The organism is Streptomyces sp. NPDC001714, assembly GCF_042892755.1.
In the GTDB taxonomy this organism is placed as follows: Bacteria; Actinomycetota; Actinomycetes; order Streptomycetales; family Streptomycetaceae; genus Streptomyces.
The window spans coordinates 37,163-54,196 of the sequence record NZ_JBIAUL010000036.1; the positions used below are offsets into that span (position 1 = coordinate 37,163).

Sequence of the window (17,034 nt, forward strand, 5' to 3'; positions counted from 1 at the left end):
AAGGAAGATCCCCATGTCCAAGGTTCTGGCCATCTTCGGTGCCGGCCCCGGTCTCGGCACCGCCCTCGCCCGCCGCTTCGGCAAAGAAGGCTTCAGCGTGGCGCTCGTCGCCCGCAACGCCGGCCGGCTCCAGGCCATGGCGGCCGAGCTGGCCGCCGAGGGCATCGACGCCGACGCGTTCCCGGCCGATCTGTCGGACCCGGCCAACGCCGCCACGGTCGTGCAGGAGATCAAAGACCGTTACGGCCGCATCGACGTCGTCTCCTACCAGCCTCTTCCCGGCGGGACCGCATTCGTCCCCGCCGCCGAGCTGGACGCCGAACGCCTTGGCCCCTGGGTGAACCTGTTCCTGCTCAGCCCTGTCGCGATCGCGCACGCGGTGCTGCCCGGGATGATCGAACGCAGTACCGGCGGGTTCATCGTGACCGGCGGGTTCACGGCCGCCGACCCTCAGCCCTTCATCAGCGGCATCGGTCCGGCGATGGCCGGCATCCGCAACTTCGTCTACTCCCTGCACGGTGAGGTCGCCGACGCCGGCGTCTACGCGGGAGTCGTCACGCTGTCGGCGCTCATTGAGCACAGCGAGGCGTACAACGCCATGTCGCCCGAGCAGCTCGCCGAGATCACCGGCGGCACCACCGGCATGCACGTCATCGACCCCGCCGAACTCGCCGAGACCTATTGGCGGCTGTTCACCGACCGCACCCAGACCGAGTACCGCTTTCCCGCTCCGGCCGCTCACTGACCCGGACCCGCAGAACCATCCGCACAGGAGGAAGACCATGACCGACCTCACCGGCAAGACCGCTGTCATCACGGGCTCGGCCCGCGGCATCGGCAAGGCCATCGCACTGCGCTACGCCCAGCTCGGCGCCAACATCGTCATCAACTACTCGTCGAACGCCGCCAACGCCGACGAGGCGCTCAAGGAAGTCGTCTCACACGGCGGGCAGGCCATCGCCGTCCAGGCCGACATCTCCAAGCCCGCCGACGTCGACCGCCTGTTCACCCAGGCCAAGGAACGGTTCGGCTCCATCGACATCGTCGTCGCCAACGCCGGCCTTGAGCTGCTCGGGGCCCCGATCGTGGACCTCACCGACGAGCAGATCGACAGCATGGTCAACGTCAACGCCCGCGGCGCGCTGTTGACCCTGCAGCGGGCCGCGAAGCACACCACAGCCCACGGGAGGATCGTGTACATCGCCTCCACCGCCATCGCAGGCCCCGTGGCAGGGGCCGGTCTGTACACCGCGACCAAGGCCCCGGGGCGCTACTTCGCCGAGGTCCTCGCCCGAGAGCTCGCCGAGCGTGGCATCACGGTCAACACCATTCAGCCGGGCCCGATCGACGAGGCCGGAGTCTTCATCGACTCCATACCCGGCGACTCCCCGTTCCGCGGCATCCAGGCCGCCGGCCGCATCGCCGACCGCATCGGCGCCCCCAAGGACGTCGCCGACGCCGCCGAATACCTCGCCGGTGACCTCGCCGCCTGGGTCAGCGGCAGCACCCTCGCCGTAACCGGCGGCCTGCCTCAGTGATCACGCGGCGCGCCGGACCACGCCCGCCTCCGGCGCGCCGCCTCCGCTGCCGGTGAGTTACACCGGCCGCAAGGCGAGTCGGTCAGCTCCCCCCGCCACCATGGCGGTGGTCCCGCCGGCGCCGACGGCTTCGGCAGCGGTTTCCATCAGTGCCGCGACCCTTGTTGTGTCCACGCTGCAGTCGAAGGTTCCTCCTGTGCCCAGGAGACGGTGCACCGTATCGGGAGACAATACGGTTTCGGCCGCAGTGGCCCCGAGTTCCACCGCGAGCCGACAGCGCTGTGGCGATCGGTCGACCACCACGATGTGTTCTGCTCCTGCCTTCCGGGCGGTCAGCACGGCCGAAAGCCCGACCGCTCGCCAGCTCCGAACACCACGATGGCCTGGTCCTCAACGCCATCGTCCTCTGGACGACGAAGTACATCGACGCCGTCATCGCCCAGCTCCGCGCCGAGGGCCACGAGATCCGCGATGAGGACATCGCCCGCCTGCCCCCGCTCAAGCCACCGCAACCTGAACCTGCTCGGCCGCTACAGCTTCACCGCCGGCGTCCCGGCCGCTGGCGCCCTGTGCCCGCTACGCGACCCCCGACGGGCCCGAGCCGGACGAGGACGACGACAGCGAGGAATGGCCGCCCGAGGCCCCGCGGTGGTGGAGCGGACGCACGCACGCGTCCTCACGGGCGGACCGTGAGGCCGTCCAGGGTGAGGTCGAGCAGGCGCTCCGCTTGCTGTCGGTGTTCAGCACCCGCCGAGGTGAGGGCGATGCCTTCCAGGGCAGCGCCGATGTCGGTGGGCCGGATATCAGTGCGGATCACCCCAGCGGCCGTGCAGGCGTCCATGAGTGAGGTAATGGCGGCCTGGATCATTTCCAGGCTGTGACCATAAGGATTGCTTCCCGTCGCGGCGATGGCGCGCAGGGCGTCGATCATGCCGTACTTGGCGGTGACGTAGTCCAGGAATAGGCGTGTCCACGCACGCGGGGCCTCTGCTGGCGGCTTGCTCGGCTGCGGCCCGTTCACCCAGGGCTCGGATGCCTCGCAGGAGCGCGTTGTAGGTCCGGCTGTCGGGGGGGAAGTTGCAGGTGGGAGCCGCCGCGGGGTTTCTTGACGGGGTGGTGGACGCCGATGTCGGTGCCCTGGTAACCGGCATCGGCGAGCGTGGGCAGTCCATTGGCCGCGGCCTGGTAGAGGGCGGGCAGGCAGTGCGCGGGCCGCGGTGATGTCCGGCACCGAACCAGGCTCGGCGTCGGAGACCCATAACTCGGAGACCCATAACGGGGTACCGCCCGGTGCGGACAGGAACTGCACGTTGCCTCCGATGGCCCTGTCCTTGGCCGAGTACCAAGTGTCGGCTTCCCTGCCCCCAGCATTCAGGTGGGTGCCGGCCACTCGGTCGGACTCAATCAGCGTGCCGTCCAAGATCACATGGGTCAGGCCCCCACGGCAACAGCGGTCCAACACGTCGTGCAGGCCCGGGCTTGCTCGGCAAGGATGGCGATGCCCTCGTGCAGATAGCGGTAGCCGGTGGTCTGCGAGATCCCGCGCATCGCGGGCCAGGCAGTGCACGCAGCCGTGCTCGCGGAACCAGCGCAGAACCAGCACCGCCTGCCGGAACGGTCCCAGCGCCCGCGAGCCCTTCGGCGTGCCGATCCGCCGGCGATGCGCGGTCAGCAGGCGGGCAAGGAACTCGACCACGTGGCGCGGTACATCAAGCGTGGCAGCGTAGGTCACCAACCTGAGGCCTCTGGTAGTTACGGGCATGATCTTGGCGGACCTGTCCTACCAGAGGCCTCACACCGACTCGCCATCAAGATCCAAGCTTGTCGAGCGCACCTGACTGCTGCTTGCGGAACCGGCCTGGGCGCCGCTGCGTCGAACCGGCGTGCTTCTTTCCCACAGGTTCATCAGGAACCTCTCGTTAGCCCTGACGCTCTGCGGAGCTGCCCCCTGGCTGACCGGATGCGGCGCAGCTCGGGCGGTATCCGCCGCTACTGTCATCGGCTCTCCCGCCTCGGCTGTCTCAGCTCCCCTGGTCGGCGCTCGACACCCCTCGCATGCCACGGCCGGGTTGATTCCCTCGAACGTGGTCTCGATCCGGGTGATTGCCGGGTCGACCTTGACGCCGACGACAACGGAACAACCCGCGCTGCGGACCGTCACCGTCTCCGATCACGCTCGGGTGAGGGCGGTCACCAGCTACCTGAACGCGCTGACGTTCAACGGTGGCTTCCTGCCCTGTCCGGCGGACAACCACGGGTACCTGGAACTCGACTTCTTCTCCGCCGGGCATCCGCGCAAGCCGTCCGCAACAGCAATCGTGCACCGCACGGGCTGCAACGGTGTCCTCGCGTCTGAGTCCGGCCATCTCGAGCAAGTGCACCAGGGCGCGATCCTCGACCAAGTGCTGGCGAAGCTCGGGCTGCCCCACCCGGCACGGTGATGATCATGCCAAATTGGCCAGCCGACATGGGCCCCCGGTCAGGCGATCTCTCACACAAGAGGTCTCCTGACCGGGGGTTTCACGCTTGTCTGCAGCCGACTCCCGATCAAGCCGCAGCCGGGCGGCCCTTCAGAACCCATCGAGATCGTCTCGTTGAGAAAACCTCACTGCCCCCATCGTCCGGAGCGCAGGGAAGGTTCCCGCACGAGCGGCAAAGGTACGGCGAACGGTTCGGCGTCGCTGACGACACGCTCGGACCGCTCGTGGCGGGTTTTGCGCTCCCGCGAGCAACTCCTTGCTGGTGAGCGAAGCGATACACCGAGCAGGACAGTTGGCGTCCACCTCGCGGTATGGGTCGACGACGAGACGAATCAGGTGCTCGACGCCGCCAAAAGGAAGAGGGGGGCCTTCGGAGTCGGATGTCGTGGTGGCGTTGCGCCAGGCCCAGGCGGCGATCTCGACCCGGTTCCGGGCCGACAGCTTGAGCTGGACGCCGGACAGATGCGTCTTGACCGTGGACAGTGAGGCGTACGGCTCGGTGGCGATCTCGGCGTTGGTACCGCCGACGGCCACCAGCAACTCCCGTCGGGGCCCAGCCAGTGCTTGCGCCGCCAATGCTCAACAGCATGAGCCGACTTGGTCGAGAGCCGAGCGGAAGAACGCCGGCAGCCGACCGAGACTCCGGGAACGCATGCAACGTCGCACCTGACCGGTGGAACCGGCACAGGAGGTTCGGAATGAGAACGTCCACGCCCCGCATGGCAAGTTGACCGGTTCTCCGGCCCAGGTCGGAGGTCGTCGAGGGCCGGGACGGCTGGTTGGCCCCGTTTGTTGTGTGTCAGGCGAGGGTGCCGTTCGAGGCGGTGACGGAAGTATGAGTCCGTCACCGTGTCATCCCATAGGCGTTCGAAGCTCGTTCACTCTGTGATGAAGTCGGCCATCATGGCCATGTCCTCGTGTTCGAGGTTGTGGCAGTGCAGCATGAACCGGCCGGGGTAGTCGGTGAAACGGGTGACAATCTCCAGGGATTCGGCGGGGCGCAGGTCCACGGTGTCCTTCCAGCCCGCGTCGTAGGGGCCGGGTGAGCGGCCATTGCGTGCGGTGACCTGGAAGTGGTTGAGATGGAGATGGACAGGGTGGTGGAAGTCCGTGACGAACCGCCAGACCTCGGAGATGCCGAGCCGGACGGTGGCCAGGGGCCTGCCGGGCTCGTACGGGCGTCCGTTGATCGTCCAGCCGGTGGATCCGGAGTGCCGCTGGAAATGGAAGGTGCGGGTCGCCGCTGCCCGCTCCGGCTGCGGCGCGGGTATGGCAGTCAGCCGGTCCGGTATGCGCGAGTCGTCGGCCGGTGGTCGGGCGGTGGAGACATCGAAGCGCATGACCTTCGCCGTGCTGCCGCTGCCCAGCCGGTTAACCAGCCGTACGCGGGTGCCGGGCCGGTAGCGGGAGAAGTCGACTATCACGTCGAAGCGTTCGGCCGGGGCGACGTCCAGGGCGTCGTGCGCGAGCGGCCTTTCCAGCAGGCCCCCGTCGCCGCCGATCTGCACGAGACCGCCGCCACCCGGCGGCGGAGGATCAAGTGCCAGACGGTAGCGGCGGGCGTTGGAGGCGTTGAGCAGACGGAGGCGATAGCGCAGCCGTTGTGTCTCAAGTACAGGCCAGGGCGCCCCGTTGACGAGAAGGACGTCGCCGAGGACGCCGTCCATGTACGGGTCGGTGACACCGGGCGTGTGTTGCGCCGCGTCCAGAGCGGGGTACCGAAAGGCTCCGTCGGCCGCGAAGGCCCGGTCGGCGATCATCAAGGGGATGTCTCGTTCTCCGTCCGGCAGGGACAGGGCCTTTTCCTCGTCGTCGTGGACGAGGTGGAATCCCGCGAGGCCGTGCCAGACGTTCGGGCCGGTGAAACCCATCCGATGGTCGTGGTACCAGAGAGTGGCCGCCCGCTGGTCCATCGGATACGTATACGTACGCTCGACTGCGGTAGCGTCTCGTGAACCGGCTGTGCCGGCCATGCCCGGCATCCCGGCCGTTCCATCGGTGTGGGAGGCCGTGCCGCCGCGCGGCAGGATCAGCGCGGTCGGATAGCCGTCGCTGCCGTAGGGAGTGTGGCCGCCGTGCAGGTGGACCACGGTCGGGTGCGGCAGTTCGTTGCGGTGCCGTACCACCGTCCTGCGGCCCGAGCGAGAGACCAGGGTCGGCCCGGGGAAGGTGCCGCCGTACGTCCAGGCGGTGGTCTCGAGCCCGGGAAGGATTCGCAGGCGCGCGGTTTTCTGGGTGATTTCGTAGACGTCCGTGGTGCCGCTGGAACGCGTCGCCGCGAGTACCGACGGGACGGGCAGTGGTACCGCGTAGGGCCGTGGCAGGGGCGCCTGGCTGCGTAGCAGAAGACCGGGTTGACTGGGCGTCAGTGATCCTCCTATCACAGCCCACCCGCCCGCGGTGAGTGCGGTGCCGCCCAGGGCTGCAGCCGTGAGCAGGCGACGTCTGGTGATGCCGTCAGTCATGCGCGCTCCTCGGGGGCGGAGTTCGGGCCTGCTGCCGGGCGCCAGGCCCAGACGAGCATGAGGAACGTGCAGGCGATGATCGCGACACCCAGCGGGACGTGTACGGCGAGTACGCGCGCATACCCCATGGCGATCTGCCCCGCCTCTGCACCGAAGAGTGCGATGCTGACCAGAAACGGCCAGTTCGGCCCGCCGCCGAGTCGCCACAACAGCAGGGCGGCCACGATCTGCGCCACCGCAGTCAGCCCGGTGGCTGTGGCGTTGAAGGCATGGAGGTCGAGGGCTTGGTAGTGACCGGACAGGAAACTGCCGGCCAGTACGGCCTGCCCGAGTGCTAAGGCGGCCTCACAGGTCACCGCGACCCGGAAGAACGCGAGGGGCCAAGGCCGCACAATCGAATTAGGCATGGCCAAGATAGTGCCACCCGAGACTATCTCGGTGCAATCAATCTTGGCTTGCCCTATGCTGGACGGCGATGAACGCGCCCAACTCCCCTTCCTTCGCGCTCGGCAGCGGTCCCGCGCGTATCGGTCCGCTGCTGCGTCTCGCACAACGCCGTGCCGCGCGGACGTTCGCCGAGGCTCTGCGTCCACTGGGGATCGAGGGTCGGCACTACGGTGTTCTGCTCAACCTCGCCACGCACGGGCCGCTCAGTCAGCGACGGCTCATCGAACTCACGGGCAGCGACAAGTCCGCCATGGTCCGCACGGTCGACGACCTGGAGGCTCGCGGCCTTGCTGTGCGGCGCCCCTCTCCCTCTGACCGGCGCGCCTACGCGGTGGAGTTGACCGACCAGGGCAGGGCGGCCTTTGTCAGAGCTTCAGGGATCAGTGACGAGGTGGGTGCCCTGCTCCTCGGCTGCCTGGAAGACGGCGACCAGGAACTGCTGTGCGCCCTCCTGGAGCGTTTCATCGCGGCCCAGGGAACCTAGTTGTATGAGGGCTCGACGTTGGTGACGCTCTTGCGGAGGCGTGCTGCTGGCGCCAGTACTGTGCGGCCGGTGGTAGTCGTAGTGGATGCTCCACACTGTGATCGCGGCTGACCGGGCGTCCTCGCTGGTGAACTCGCGGGCGCAGAGGACTTCCTCGGCCATGATTCCCGTTGTGCCGAGGTGTGTAGGGCTTGGTTCTCTGCTGCCGGGTGCCTTGCCCGACGATGCGGGCGAAGTCGCCGGAGCGGTAGCAAGCGCCATTGTCGGTGACGTCCGGTGGATGTGGTTGATGCCGTGGGCGGCGAACCCGACCTTCGCCCGGGCGAGGAAAACAGCAGCCGTCGCACCCTTCTCATCGCCCAGCGGTTCTGCGCAGGCGAGCCGTGAGAAACCATCGACGACGGAGTGCAGGTAGACGTAGCCACGCTTCGCCCCGGCCGACTTCGCCCGACTGGCGACCTTGGCCTGATCGCTGTCCCCGTCGTGGATCCGCCACCCGGCACCATCAGGAGATCCGGCCGACCTTCTTCACCTCCAGGTGCACCATGTGTCCGGGCCAGCGGGCAGTGATCTTCCCCGGCTTCCGGTTGTTCTCACCGCCTGGGTCGATGAAGCGGCGTTCGCGAGGCCGAGCCGGGTCAGGTGTCGGCTGACAGCTCGCCGGTCGATCACAAAACCGATACTCACCAGTTCGTCGGTGATCCGATGCGCGGACCACTTGAGCTCGCGGCGCCAGGACTCGATCTGCTCGATGACCCATGCTGGAGTCGCGTTCGGACTGCGGTGCGGACTCGACGGCCGGTCTTGCCATCCCGCATCACCGTGTAGCCGCCGGCGATTTACCCACTTGCCGGCGCATCCGTGAGAGATACCCATCTCAGCGGCGACGTGGGTGATGGGACGTGTCTGGCACCGCTTCACGAGCCGCCTACGGCCCTCGACGCTCAGGGGCGCATCGCGTGGGGCACTCGTCGTCCTCTCGAAGTCAGACGACGGCAGGCGCGACACCTATCGCGCGCGCCTGCCGCATTCGGCCTTTCAGTCCCGCGGCGCGACGCGGATACGGTTCCCGTCAGGATCGGCTGCGAGGAAGGTCAGCCCGAACCCCGCATCATGAGGCTCGCGCAGGATCGTGACTCCCTTGGAATTCCACTGCTCAAAGGTCGCGTGGACCTCGTCGGGCCCACCGTCGATGGCCAGGCAAACCTCACTGGTGCGCGGGACGTCCGGTGACAGATCCCCGAACTGGCCAGACCACAGACCGAGGTCAGCGCCCGGCCCGAGGTCGAAGGTGATGTATCCCGAAGTCTCGAACGAGGGGTTCATGCCGAGGAGGTCGCCGTAGAAACGAGCTGCGGCGGGAGCGTCGTTCACGTAGACGATGGACACGACGGAGGTGGTCATGGTTGTTCCTTCTCACAGGTCGTAGGTGCGCATCCACCAGCCTGACCGGGATATGCGCCGCATCGTGTCGCAATTCCTGAAAAAATTTGTGTGTGACCCCAGACCGCTTCTTCACCCTGACGCTGCTCCTCACATCGAGGGATGCCGTGACCACACAGGAACTCGCCTCAGCGCTGGGGGTGTCCCTTCGAACCATCACCCGAGACCTGAACTGGCTCCGCGACGCCGGTCTGCCGGTGACCGCGCACCGGGGCTGCCTCGGAGGCGTGACCATGCTGCCCGGATCCGGGCTCGACCTCACGCGACTCACACCGGGCGAGCGTGATCATCTGTCGCTCACCGGGCTGGATGAGAAGCAACGTGCGGAGCTGAACGCATCGGCCGAAAGCCGGCGCGCGCTGTCCAAGATCGCCGCTGCACAGCCACGTGGAGTTCATGAGCTCCTGCCGCTCACCGACGTAGTGCACGTGGACAGCCGTCCCTGGAGTCAGGCACGGGATTCCGGCACGACTCCGGCTGCGCTGATCGGTGCAGTGCGGCGAGGCCGCCGGCTACGGATCGAGTACGACAGCCCACGCGAGTCATGCCCACGCGACCTGGTCGTGGATCCCTACGGGCTGTTCGCCAAGGCCGGCATCTGGTACCTCGTCGCCGACTGTGACCGAGTGCCACGGATGTACCGACTCGAACGCATCACGACATGGAAAGAAGTCGACCAGCCACGACGGATCCGCGAGCGCCAGACCCTGGCCACCGTCGCTGCCGCGCTCATTGACCAGTGGGAACACAACCACGCGATAGAGGTCAGCGCCACCATCGACCAGACCCAGATCGAGCGAGCGCAACGGATCTTTGGCCTACGACTCGTCTGGGACGACCATGAAGAATCCGCCACCGGCCGCAAGGTGACAATCCGCTTCCTGCATCTGGAGGACGTGCGAGCACTACTGCCGTTCGGCAGCGCCATCACTGTGCACGGCCCCACCGAAGCCAGGACTCACCTCCGCGACCTCGCCACCAATATTGCCCACCACTATGCGCCGTCACCAACGTCCTGACCCGCAACATCTAGAGGCGCTGGCCGAGGAGGCTGCCCCCGTCGACGTAGCCGGCGAGGTATCGAGGAGGAAGCCGGCCGGGCCGCGTGGGGCAGTGCCTCACCGGCGACTCGCGACCGGGATGAAGGAGTTGTCGCCGGACTATCAGGCGTTGATGACCGCCGCGGTCGATGCGGCAGGCGACGGGCCGGGTGCCCGCCGGGCGGCGGTGGTGCTGTTCGCAGACGGACAGGCGGTCGGCCGTCCCTGGCCGCACAGTCGAATGGCTGCGGTCGTGCGCCGCCTTCCGTACGGCGGGCGGGAGGGTGGCGGCGGCTGGTGCGCGGGGGAGGAGCGACAGGTCGGGCGGGTGGCTGTGGCGTACTGGCCATGCCCGGTCGGGGGTGGTGGCCGGCGGGATACGGCGCTGCGGTGAACGATGAGGTGGGGGCGTCGGCGGGAGCGAGCGGGCTGCCGTTGGTCGACGGGGTGCTGGCCGGTGCCCCCGACACCGTCGGCTCCGGGACGGCGGCGGTCGGTTCGCCGGTGACGGCGGGTGCGGAGTGGGAGCGGGTGGCGGCGGCCGAGGCGCTGCGAGGCGAGTTGGAGCGCCCGGGCGGCTACCACCGGGGCCGGGCCCGTGCCGTCATCGAGCGGCTGACGGGCGTCCCGCTGGGTACGGCGCAGGAGACGGCGCTGGCGGCTGCTCCGGCACCCGTCCAGGCGATCCAGTGGATCCGCGAGAGTCCGAACAGCAGGCTCCTCGCCAGCCTCGTCCCCGAGGACCACCCGCTCAGCCGCGAGCTGCTCGACGAGCTGCCGCCCAGCCGGAACCAGCACTACATCCGCCAACTCCTGGTGCACACCGGCGTCTTGGCCGCCCGCAATGAAGACCTCGAACGGATCCCCGGTTGGCTGGAGCATGAACTGGCTGACAAGCCGCTGGCCCATGCGAACCTCGCCCGCCCGTTCTTGCACTGATTCCTGCTCGACGCGCGCGCCAACGCGCGGCCGTCCGCTGTCACCGTCGGGCTGGTCGACGTCGTGGGACAGGGCGGCCAGTACGGCCTGGTGCTCGGCGTCGGCGGGGTTGATGGGCTCGCGGGAGTGGGTGCAGGCGCGCAGGTCCGCCACCGTGCACCGTCTGCTGGGCGGGAAAGGCCGGCCGGACGGCGGCCGACCGGGCCCGTGGCATTGACACCGACTGTCCTCCCGCGCGCCATCTGGCGGGCTATCCCCGGAGCCGCAGGCCGGTGAGTTGTTCGGAGGTTTGCCATACGCGGGTGGCCTCTTGGGTGCTGGTGAGGCGGCTGTAGAGCTTTTGCTCGGCGGGTGGGCCACCCAGGTGGAGCGGTCCGCTGGGTCCGTAGAACCAGCCGGGCTTGGCGTCCGGGGACGTGGCGGCATACAGGGCGGGGAATTTCGCGGTCTCGACGGTTCCGGCAATGATGCCGCGGGCGGATAGGAAACGGATAACGCGGACACCGAGGGTGTCCTTGTCCCGCCCCATCTCGGGCCTGGCGGACAGCAGGCTAGTCGGTGCGACACCAGGGTGGGAGATGTTGCTGGTGATGCCCCAATCGCCTGCTTCGCTGCGCCGGTTGAGTTCCAGACCGAACAGCCCAAACGCGATCTTCGACTGGCTGTAGGCGCGCTGGCCGTGGTAAGAGCGTTCCCACTGCAGGTCGCCCCAGTTGATGGCGCTCTGGTTCGCCGCGATGCTGACCTGGGACGTCACCCGGGCCTGGCCGGCACGCAGCAGCGGCAGCAGATGGGCCACCAGGGCGAAGTGCCCGAGGTGGTTGGTGCCGAACTGCAGCTCGAACCCGTCGGCAGTGGTCTGCCGGTTCGGCGGCGTCATGACGCCGGCATTGTTGATCAGCAGGTGGACCGGCCGGCCCTCCTCGATCAGCGTCTTGCCGAAAGCCTCGACCGAGGCGAGCGAGGACAGATCGAGACTGCGCAGGGACACCTCCCCGCCGGGCGCCTGTTGACGGATCTTCGCGAGCGCCGCCTCACCCTTGGGCAGATTGCGGACCGGCATCACCACCTCCGCACCTGCGGCGGCAAGCCATGCCGCCATACCAAGCCCCATACCGTCACTCGCACCGGTCACCACGGCGCGCTTCCCAGACAGATCAGGGACGGGGATGTCGATGGAATCACGCGGCATGCGAGCTCACTCCAGATCGTTGTGTCGTTGCCTCCACTGTTACGGACGCCGCCGTCGTTATGCAGGGCCTGCTGATCCCCCGCTACGGCGCCAGGTCCGCAGCTGGAGGCGTGCGTAAGGGGGGATTACCAGGCCGTGGATACCGATCTGCACGGGCGGTAGCAATGATGATCTGAACAACCAGCAGGTAAATGAGGCACAGATGGTGATTGACCGGACTGGGCTGGCGGAGTTTCTAAGGCGCCGCCGGGAGGCGTTGCAGCCCGAAGATGTCGGCCTCCCGCGCGGGCAGCGGCGCAGGACGAGCGGGCTACGGCGGGAGGAAGTGGCTTCCCTGTGCCACATGTCGACCGACTACTACGCGCGGCTCGAGCGAGAGCGTGGCCCTCAGCCGTCCGAGCGAATGATTGCCTCCATCGCGCTGGGGCTCCACCTCTCCCTCGATGAGCGCGACCACCTGTTCCGGCTCGCCGGACACACCCCGCCGCCCCGGGGCACGGCCAGCGACCACATCAGTCCCGGCATGCTGCGCATCCTCGACCGCCTTCGGGACACGCCTGCGGAGATCGTCACCGAACTCGGCGAGACCTTGCGACAGACACCCCTGGCCGTCGCACTCACCGGTGACCTGACCGCGTATGAGGGGCCGGCCCGCAGCATCGGCTACAGATGGTTCACCGACCCCGCCACCCGGGCGCTCTACGCCCCCGGCGATCACCCGTTCCTGACCCGTATGTTCGCCTCAGGTCTGCGCGGGCTGGTCACCCTGCGCGGGCCCCAGTCCCGCGCGGCCCGACTCGCTGATCTGCTGCTGGCCCAGAGCGAGGAGTTCCGGGAGGCGTGGCAGGCCCACGAGGTCGGCATCCGCCCCAACGAGGTCAAGCGCTTCGTCCACCCCGAGGCCGGCGCAATGGAGCTGGCCTGCCAGACCCTCCTGGACCCAGACCAGTCGCATCAGCTGATCGTCTACACCGCCATTCCCGGCAGCGAGAGCTACGAACGGCTGCAGCTCCTGTCCGTCATCGGACCACAACCGCCCCGCTGAGCATCAGTGTCGTGTGAGGTCGGGACTTTGTTGACAGCTTGGCCTCATGACATCGTTGACGGCCTCAGAACATTGTGGACAGTTCGTCAGAGCTTCGGTGTGTGGATCTTCGCCGGAACCGAGTGAGCGAGTGCTGGTTCTTGCGCGGGTGGAGTGCGAGGTCGGCTCCGTTGAGGGTGACCGTGAAGAAGGTGTCCTCGACGTGGACGGTGACGATCTCGCCGGCGCAGGTGCCGCCGACGCGAAGCCGTTTGTCGGCGTACAAGCGAACTCGCTTGTACGCCGACACCACCACGAGGGCGACGTTCGGGTCGTCCGCCCCGGTCGGCTGCCGTTTACTGGCCGGGTGTGAGGATGTAGGTGTTGAGGGTGGTGACGGTGGTCAGCGGGGTGGGCGACCCGGTGTCGTAGCGGTCTACGGCCACGTAGTTGGGCTTCTTCCGGGCGGCGGGAGTGCAGAAGTTCTGTGCCCGGTTGAGGATCTTGCCGTTGTCGGTGGCGGCGGTGGAGGCGATGGGGTAGTCCCGGAAGTGGTTCATCACGAACAGGGGGTGGAAGGCGGACGAGTCGGTGGTGAGTGGTCTGTCGGTGCCCCATCGGCTGTAGCAGGACCAGTCGGAGTCACCGAGGCCGGCGCCCATGGACCAGTAGTTCTCCACGGTCCACTCGCGCTGGTACATCACACCGAACGTGTCGCGGGTGGCATACCCGTTCGCGGTGTCGCTGGCGCGGGTGCGGTCGCTGAAGATCAGCAACTGCTTGCCGCGGGCGGCGAGGTCGGCCATGGTGGGCCAGCCTGTGGTGGCGACACCCTCCTGGTCGGGCCGGTACAGCACGTCGTACAGCCCGCTCACGGAGGCGAGGGAGGACTTCAGCACGTCGGAGGAAACGTAGTCCTCCAGGAACACGGTGGCGAACTGGCCGGGGTTGGCCTTGAGGAAGTCGACGATGCGCTTGAGGTCGGTGGCGAGCGGGACCGGATTGCTCACGCCGTCGCAGCTGTTGTGGCACAGCACGGCCTGCCCGGAGACCGTGTAGTCGTCGAGCATGAAGCCCCGCACGCCGTCGGACAGCTGCCGGCTGATGCCCTGGTTCTGGTTGGGGAAGAGGCTGACCGGGAAGGACGCGAAGTTGCCGTCGGAGCTGTTGGCGAAGGCGTTGTGGGCGGTCAGGAAGGTGACCTGGTCGAGGGTGCGGGTGTCGGTGGAAGGCATCGCCGTGGTGGCGTAGGAGACCGGGGTGAGGAACCAGCGGGCAAGGTCGTCCAAGGACCCGACCTGCACGGCGGAGGAGTCCGACGGCGACCCGGTGAGGTACTGGGAGGTGCCGGGGACGGTGAGGGAGTAGGTGCTGCCGGCGCCGGCGGTGATCGTCCAGGTGGTGCCGTCCGCCCCGCAGGCGGCGGTGACCGCGGCGGTGCCGCTGCGTTGCAGGCAGGTGCCGGACTCGTCGGCGTTCTGGAGCTGGTAGCCGCCGCTGACTGCGACGGCCCTCCACTGCTGGTGGTCTTCGTTGCCCTTGGGGTTGTGCGCGGCGACGGTGCCGCCGCTGTCGGCGGCGTTGAGACCGGTGGCGTAGTTCTGCAGGTAGACCGGGGAGGCGGGGACCGCGGCCGACGCGGTGCCCGGGAGGAACACGGGCGCCGACAGGGCGAGGACGGCGGAACAGCACAGGACGCGCAAGGGGCGCAGACGCACGGGATATCCCTTCGCTGTGACACGGGTTGCCGGAGGTGGCAGAGCCATGACTTACCCGCTGGTAGGTGTGTCGCGCCAGTACTCTCGCCTGAATTCCACGTCATCCAAAGGAACTTGATGCCCCGTCATCATGACGCCGGTGTCGGCCCGTGCCCGGCCGGTGCGGCTGGGGCCCGGGTGAGAGAAGGTAGGAGGCGGTGGGACGGGGGGCGGTAGCGCAGGTATCGGCGAACGCCGCCCCGTCGCAGCCGTGACCTGCTCCGACGTCCGGAAAGAGGCAGCCATGACAGGACCAGAGGCCGAGGCCGAGGCCGAGAAGGAGATCCTCGGCCGCATCACAGAAATGATCAGCCAGGAGAAGGACCTGCGTGACCGCCTGGCGCAGGAAGAGATCGACGGGACGACTGAACACGCCCGCCTGGCCCGCCTGGAGACGGAACTCGACCAGTGCTGGGACCTGCTGCGCCAGCGTCGCGCCAGGGTTGCGGCCGGTCAGGACCCCGGTGAGGCGACCGTCCGCCCGGCGTCCCAGGTGGAGCGCTACCTGTCCTGAGCGCCGCACCGGCCCGGCGGCACGACGTCAGCCTGCGCCGTCGGGCCGGCAGGGACTGGACTGGTCGCTCCCCTGCACCGATCGTTGGCGGTATGGACGATCACCGCACGGCCCCCGCCGCCTCCGCCACCTCCGCCATCCCTGCCGAACCCGCTCCCGCCCACAGGTCCGTTCACGGTGCCGGGTCACCGGTGGCGGGCGATGCCACCGGCGAGGCGGGGGCCGCGGCCGGGGTGGTCGGGCATGAGGAGGCGGGGGAGATCCGCCGCTTTCGGGAACGGGTCGGCTTGGCCGGGCTGGTCGACGTCCACACCCATTTCATGCCTGAACGGGTCCTGCGCAAGGTCTGGGACTACTTCGATGCGAACGGGCCGCTGATCGGCGACCTCGAGTGGCCGATCACCTACCGGAGGCAGGAGGCCGAACGCACCGCTCTCCTGAGGGAGTTCGGGGTGCGGTCCTTCACATCGATGCTGTATCCGCACAAGCCCGGCATGGCGGTGTGGCTGAATGCGTGGGCCGCCGGTTTCGCCGGCCGTACTCCCGACTGCCTGCACACGGCGACCCTCTTCCCCGAGCCCGGAGTGGAGGCGTACGTCCGGGCGGCCGTCGAGGCGGGCGCCCGGGTGTTCAAGGCGCACGTGCAGGTGGGCGGGTACGACCCGGCCGACGAACTCCTCGACGGTGCCTGGGGGCTGCTGGCGGAGGCCAAGATTCCCGTCGTGATCCACTGCGGCTCCGGTCCCGTCCCCGGCAAGCACACCGGCCCCGGTCCCATCGAGCGGGTCCTGGCCCGGCATCCGGGGCTGCGGCTGATCGTCGCGCACATGGGGATGCCGGAGTACGAGGAGTTCGTGGGCCTGGCCGAGCGGTACGAGCAGGTGCGGCTGGACACCACGATGGCGTTCACGGACTTCACCGAGCGGTTCATGCCGTTCCCGCCCCGGATACTGCCCCGAATCGCCGCTCTGGGCGACCGCGTCCTGCTCGGCTCCGACTTCCCCAACATCCCGTACCCCTACGTGCACCAGCTCCACGCCCTGGAGCGGCTGGAGCTCGGCGACGAGTGGCTGCGGGCGGTGTGCCACGACAACGCAGCCCGCCTGTTCGGGCTGTGACGCCCAAGGCTCCGTCGGCCTGACCGTGGCGGAGCGCCGGCCCGGCACGGTCAGGCCGACGGAGCCTTGGGCGCGGCGACGACCACGATGCCCGCCTCCTGCCGCTCGAACAGGCCCACCAGCTCGGTCAGGGCGACCGGCCGGCCGCCGTCCTCCACGTGGTGGTCGATCAGCGTCACGGGCTGGTGGAAACCGTCCCGCTCGGCGGGCACGAAGTCGGTGACGGTTTCCCGGCGCACGAGGACGACACGGCCGTCGTGAAAGGGATCGCGGGGGAGCCGGTCGAGGTGCGCGCGCAGCGCGGCCGGACGTGAGGCCAGGTCCTGGGCGAGCACGTCCCGGCGGGCCAACAGGGACACGGAGAGCCGGTTCCCGGTCCGCTCGTAGCGGGCCGAAAGATCCTCCGGCAGCAGGTAGAACACTCCGGCCTCGCCTTCGTGCCCCCGGTTCAGCAGGACGCAGGCCATCTGCTCGGCCGGATCGCCGGATGTGTGGTCGAGGTCGAGGATCACTTCCCGGGTGTCCGGGTCGAGGGAGGGGATCTCGCTGATCCACATGCGGGTGGAGCCGTCCATGCCCGGCATTGAAGCACA

At 68.4% G+C, this 17,034-nt stretch carries 15 protein-coding genes and 5 pseudogenes; 10 read left to right on the top strand and 10 right to left on the bottom strand.

The window, feature by feature from the left end; genetic code table 11:
• Positions 1 to 13 precede the first annotated feature (13 nt).
• On the top strand, positions 14 to 745 hold the full coding sequence (locus ACFY0P_RS48545) for an SDR family NAD(P)-dependent oxidoreductase (protein ID WP_388928916.1): 732 nt from the start codon (positions 14 to 16) through the stop codon (positions 743 to 745).
• Positions 746 to 782: 37 nt separating this feature from the next.
• Entirely contained in the window at positions 783 to 1,538 is a 756-nt protein-coding gene (locus tag ACFY0P_RS48550; RefSeq protein WP_388928917.1) for an SDR family oxidoreductase, read from the top strand.
• Between the two features lie 57 nt (positions 1,539 to 1,595).
• On the opposite strand, the pseudogene ACFY0P_RS48555 reads toward ACFY0P_RS48550, so the two are convergent.
• Positions 1,596 to 1,883, bottom strand: a pseudogene (locus tag ACFY0P_RS48555) (zinc-binding dehydrogenase); the annotation flags it as partial.
• A 35-nt stretch (positions 1,884 to 1,918) separates the two neighbouring features.
• Between ACFY0P_RS48555 and ACFY0P_RS48560 the strand changes: the two are divergent.
• Positions 1,919 to 2,166, top strand: a pseudogene (locus ACFY0P_RS48560) (Tn3 family transposase); the annotation flags it as partial.
• Positions 2,167 to 2,214: 48 nt separating this feature from the next.
• Here the strand turns inward: ACFY0P_RS48560 and ACFY0P_RS48565 are convergent.
• Positions 2,215 to 2,538 (bottom strand): annotated as a pseudogene (locus ACFY0P_RS48565) (TetR/AcrR family transcriptional regulator); the annotation flags it as partial.
• Between the two features lie 1,084 nt (positions 2,539 to 3,622).
• Here ACFY0P_RS48565 and ACFY0P_RS48570 point away from each other — a divergent pair.
• A complete protein-coding gene (locus ACFY0P_RS48570; protein ID WP_388928918.1) occupies positions 3,623 to 3,979 on the top strand; it encodes a hypothetical protein in 357 nt (118 codons plus the stop codon).
• A gap of 432 nt (positions 3,980 to 4,411) precedes the next feature.
• On the opposite strand, the pseudogene ACFY0P_RS48575 reads toward ACFY0P_RS48570, so the two are convergent.
• The 3 genes and pseudogenes from ACFY0P_RS48575 to ACFY0P_RS48585 form a co-directional block, all read right to left on the bottom strand.
• A pseudogene (locus ACFY0P_RS48575) lies at positions 4,412 to 4,555 on the bottom strand (response regulator transcription factor); the annotation flags it as partial.
• A 341-nt stretch (positions 4,556 to 4,896) separates the two neighbouring features.
• On the bottom strand, positions 4,897 to 6,483 hold the full coding sequence (locus ACFY0P_RS48580) for a multicopper oxidase family protein (protein ID WP_388928919.1): 1,587 nt from the start codon (positions 6,481 to 6,483) through the stop codon (positions 4,897 to 4,899).
• Positions 6,480 to 6,890 (bottom strand): hypothetical protein, encoded by a 411-nt coding sequence (locus ACFY0P_RS48585; protein WP_388928920.1) that lies wholly within the window; start codon positions 6,888 to 6,890, stop codon positions 6,480 to 6,482. The genes ACFY0P_RS48580 and ACFY0P_RS48585 overlap by 4 nt, the downstream gene beginning before the upstream one ends.
• Before the next feature lie 68 nt (positions 6,891 to 6,958).
• On the opposite strand from ACFY0P_RS48585, the gene ACFY0P_RS48590 reads away from it, so the two are divergent.
• On the top strand, positions 6,959 to 7,414 hold the full coding sequence (locus ACFY0P_RS48590) for a MarR family winged helix-turn-helix transcriptional regulator (RefSeq protein ID WP_388928921.1): 456 nt from the start codon (positions 6,959 to 6,961) through the stop codon (positions 7,412 to 7,414).
• A 15-nt stretch (positions 7,415 to 7,429) separates the two neighbouring features.
• Here the strand turns inward: ACFY0P_RS48590 and ACFY0P_RS48595 are convergent.
• Both ACFY0P_RS48595 and ACFY0P_RS48600 read right to left on the bottom strand, forming a co-directional pair.
• A pseudogene (locus tag ACFY0P_RS48595) lies at positions 7,430 to 8,413 on the bottom strand (leucine zipper domain-containing protein); the annotation flags it as partial.
• A gap of 39 nt (positions 8,414 to 8,452) precedes the next feature.
• Positions 8,453 to 8,818, bottom strand: a complete 366-nt coding sequence (locus tag ACFY0P_RS48600; RefSeq protein WP_388928922.1) for a VOC family protein — start codon at positions 8,816 to 8,818, stop codon at positions 8,453 to 8,455.
• Between the two features lie 92 nt (positions 8,819 to 8,910).
• Here ACFY0P_RS48600 and ACFY0P_RS48605 point away from each other — a divergent pair, with 92 nt between their 5' ends.
• Both ACFY0P_RS48605 and ACFY0P_RS48610 read left to right on the top strand, forming a co-directional pair.
• On the top strand, positions 8,911 to 9,876 hold the full coding sequence (locus ACFY0P_RS48605; RefSeq protein ID WP_388928923.1) for a helix-turn-helix transcriptional regulator: 966 nt from the start codon (positions 8,911 to 8,913) through the stop codon (positions 9,874 to 9,876).
• Positions 9,877 to 10,287: 411 nt separating this feature from the next.
• Positions 10,288 to 10,836 carry a hypothetical protein gene (locus tag ACFY0P_RS48610; RefSeq protein WP_388928924.1) on the top strand — a complete coding sequence of 183 codons (549 nt, stop codon included), beginning with the start codon at positions 10,288 to 10,290 and terminating at the stop codon, positions 10,834 to 10,836.
• Positions 10,837 to 11,086: 250 nt separating this feature from the next.
• Here the strand turns inward: ACFY0P_RS48610 and ACFY0P_RS48615 are convergent, their stop codons facing one another.
• The gene (locus ACFY0P_RS48615; RefSeq protein WP_388928925.1) at positions 11,087 to 12,028 is read right to left on the bottom strand and encodes an SDR family oxidoreductase; all 942 of its coding nucleotides are present in this window, start codon (positions 12,026 to 12,028) and stop codon (positions 11,087 to 11,089) included.
• 202 nt (positions 12,029 to 12,230) lie between these two features.
• Here ACFY0P_RS48615 and ACFY0P_RS48620 point away from each other — a divergent pair, with 202 nt between their 5' ends.
• Positions 12,231 to 13,073, top strand: coding sequence for a helix-turn-helix transcriptional regulator (locus ACFY0P_RS48620; protein WP_388928926.1), 843 nt, complete (start codon positions 12,231 to 12,233; stop codon positions 13,071 to 13,073).
• 335 nt (positions 13,074 to 13,408) lie between these two features.
• Here the strand turns inward: ACFY0P_RS48620 and ACFY0P_RS48625 are convergent, their stop codons facing one another.
• Entirely contained in the window at positions 13,409 to 14,818 is a 1,410-nt protein-coding gene (locus ACFY0P_RS48625; RefSeq protein ID WP_388928927.1) for an RICIN domain-containing protein, read from the bottom strand.
• A gap of 235 nt (positions 14,819 to 15,053) precedes the next feature.
• Here ACFY0P_RS48625 and ACFY0P_RS48630 point away from each other — a divergent pair, with 235 nt between their 5' ends.
• Positions 15,054 to 15,323 (top strand): DUF2630 family protein, encoded by a 270-nt coding sequence (locus ACFY0P_RS48630; protein ID WP_388928928.1) that lies wholly within the window; start codon positions 15,054 to 15,056, stop codon positions 15,321 to 15,323.
• A gap of 92 nt (positions 15,324 to 15,415) precedes the next feature.
• Positions 15,416 to 16,441, top strand: a complete 1,026-nt coding sequence (locus ACFY0P_RS48635) for an amidohydrolase family protein (RefSeq protein ID WP_388928929.1) — start codon at positions 15,416 to 15,418, stop codon at positions 16,439 to 16,441.
• Positions 16,442 to 16,491: 50 nt separating this feature from the next.
• On the opposite strand, the gene ACFY0P_RS48640 is transcribed toward ACFY0P_RS48635, so the two are convergent.
• Entirely contained in the window at positions 16,492 to 17,016 is a 525-nt protein-coding gene (locus tag ACFY0P_RS48640; protein ID WP_388928930.1) for a hypothetical protein, read from the bottom strand.
• Positions 17,017 to 17,034 lie beyond the last annotated feature (18 nt).

What these genes read in the sequence shown, in the direction of transcription:
- ACFY0P_RS48545 (WP_388928916.1), top strand. Translation starts at nt 14, where the DNA reads ATGTCCAAGGTTCTGGCCATCTTCGGTGCCGGCCCCGGTCTCGGCACC.
- ACFY0P_RS48590 (WP_388928921.1), top strand. Translation starts at nt 6,959, where the DNA reads ATGAACGCGCCCAACTCCCCTTCCTTCGCGCTCGGCAGCGGTCCCGCG.
- ACFY0P_RS48640 (WP_388928930.1), bottom strand. Translation starts at nt 17,016, where the DNA reads ATGGACGGCTCCACCCGCATGTGGATCAGCGAGATCCCCTCCCTCGAC.
- ACFY0P_RS48585 (WP_388928920.1), bottom strand. Translation starts at nt 6,890, where the DNA reads ATGCCTAATTCGATTGTGCGGCCTTGGCCCCTCGCGTTCTTCCGGGTC.
- ACFY0P_RS48550 (WP_388928917.1), top strand. Translation starts at nt 783, where the DNA reads ATGACCGACCTCACCGGCAAGACCGCTGTCATCACGGGCTCGGCCCGC.
- ACFY0P_RS48615 (WP_388928925.1), bottom strand. Translation starts at nt 12,028, where the DNA reads ATGCCGCGTGATTCCATCGACATCCCCGTCCCTGATCTGTCTGGGAAG.
- ACFY0P_RS48620 (WP_388928926.1), top strand. Translation starts at nt 12,231, where the DNA reads ATGGTGATTGACCGGACTGGGCTGGCGGAGTTTCTAAGGCGCCGCCGG.
- ACFY0P_RS48625 (WP_388928927.1), bottom strand. Translation starts at nt 14,818, where the DNA reads ATGGCTCTGCCACCTCCGGCAACCCGTGTCACAGCGAAGGGATATCCC.
- ACFY0P_RS48630 (WP_388928928.1), top strand. Translation starts at nt 15,054, where the DNA reads ATGACAGGACCAGAGGCCGAGGCCGAGGCCGAGAAGGAGATCCTCGGC.
- ACFY0P_RS48600 (WP_388928922.1), bottom strand. Translation starts at nt 8,818, where the DNA reads ATGACCACCTCCGTCGTGTCCATCGTCTACGTGAACGACGCTCCCGCC.
- ACFY0P_RS48635 (WP_388928929.1), top strand. Translation starts at nt 15,416, where the DNA reads ATGGACGATCACCGCACGGCCCCCGCCGCCTCCGCCACCTCCGCCATC.
- ACFY0P_RS48580 (WP_388928919.1), bottom strand. Translation starts at nt 6,483, where the DNA reads ATGACTGACGGCATCACCAGACGTCGCCTGCTCACGGCTGCAGCCCTG.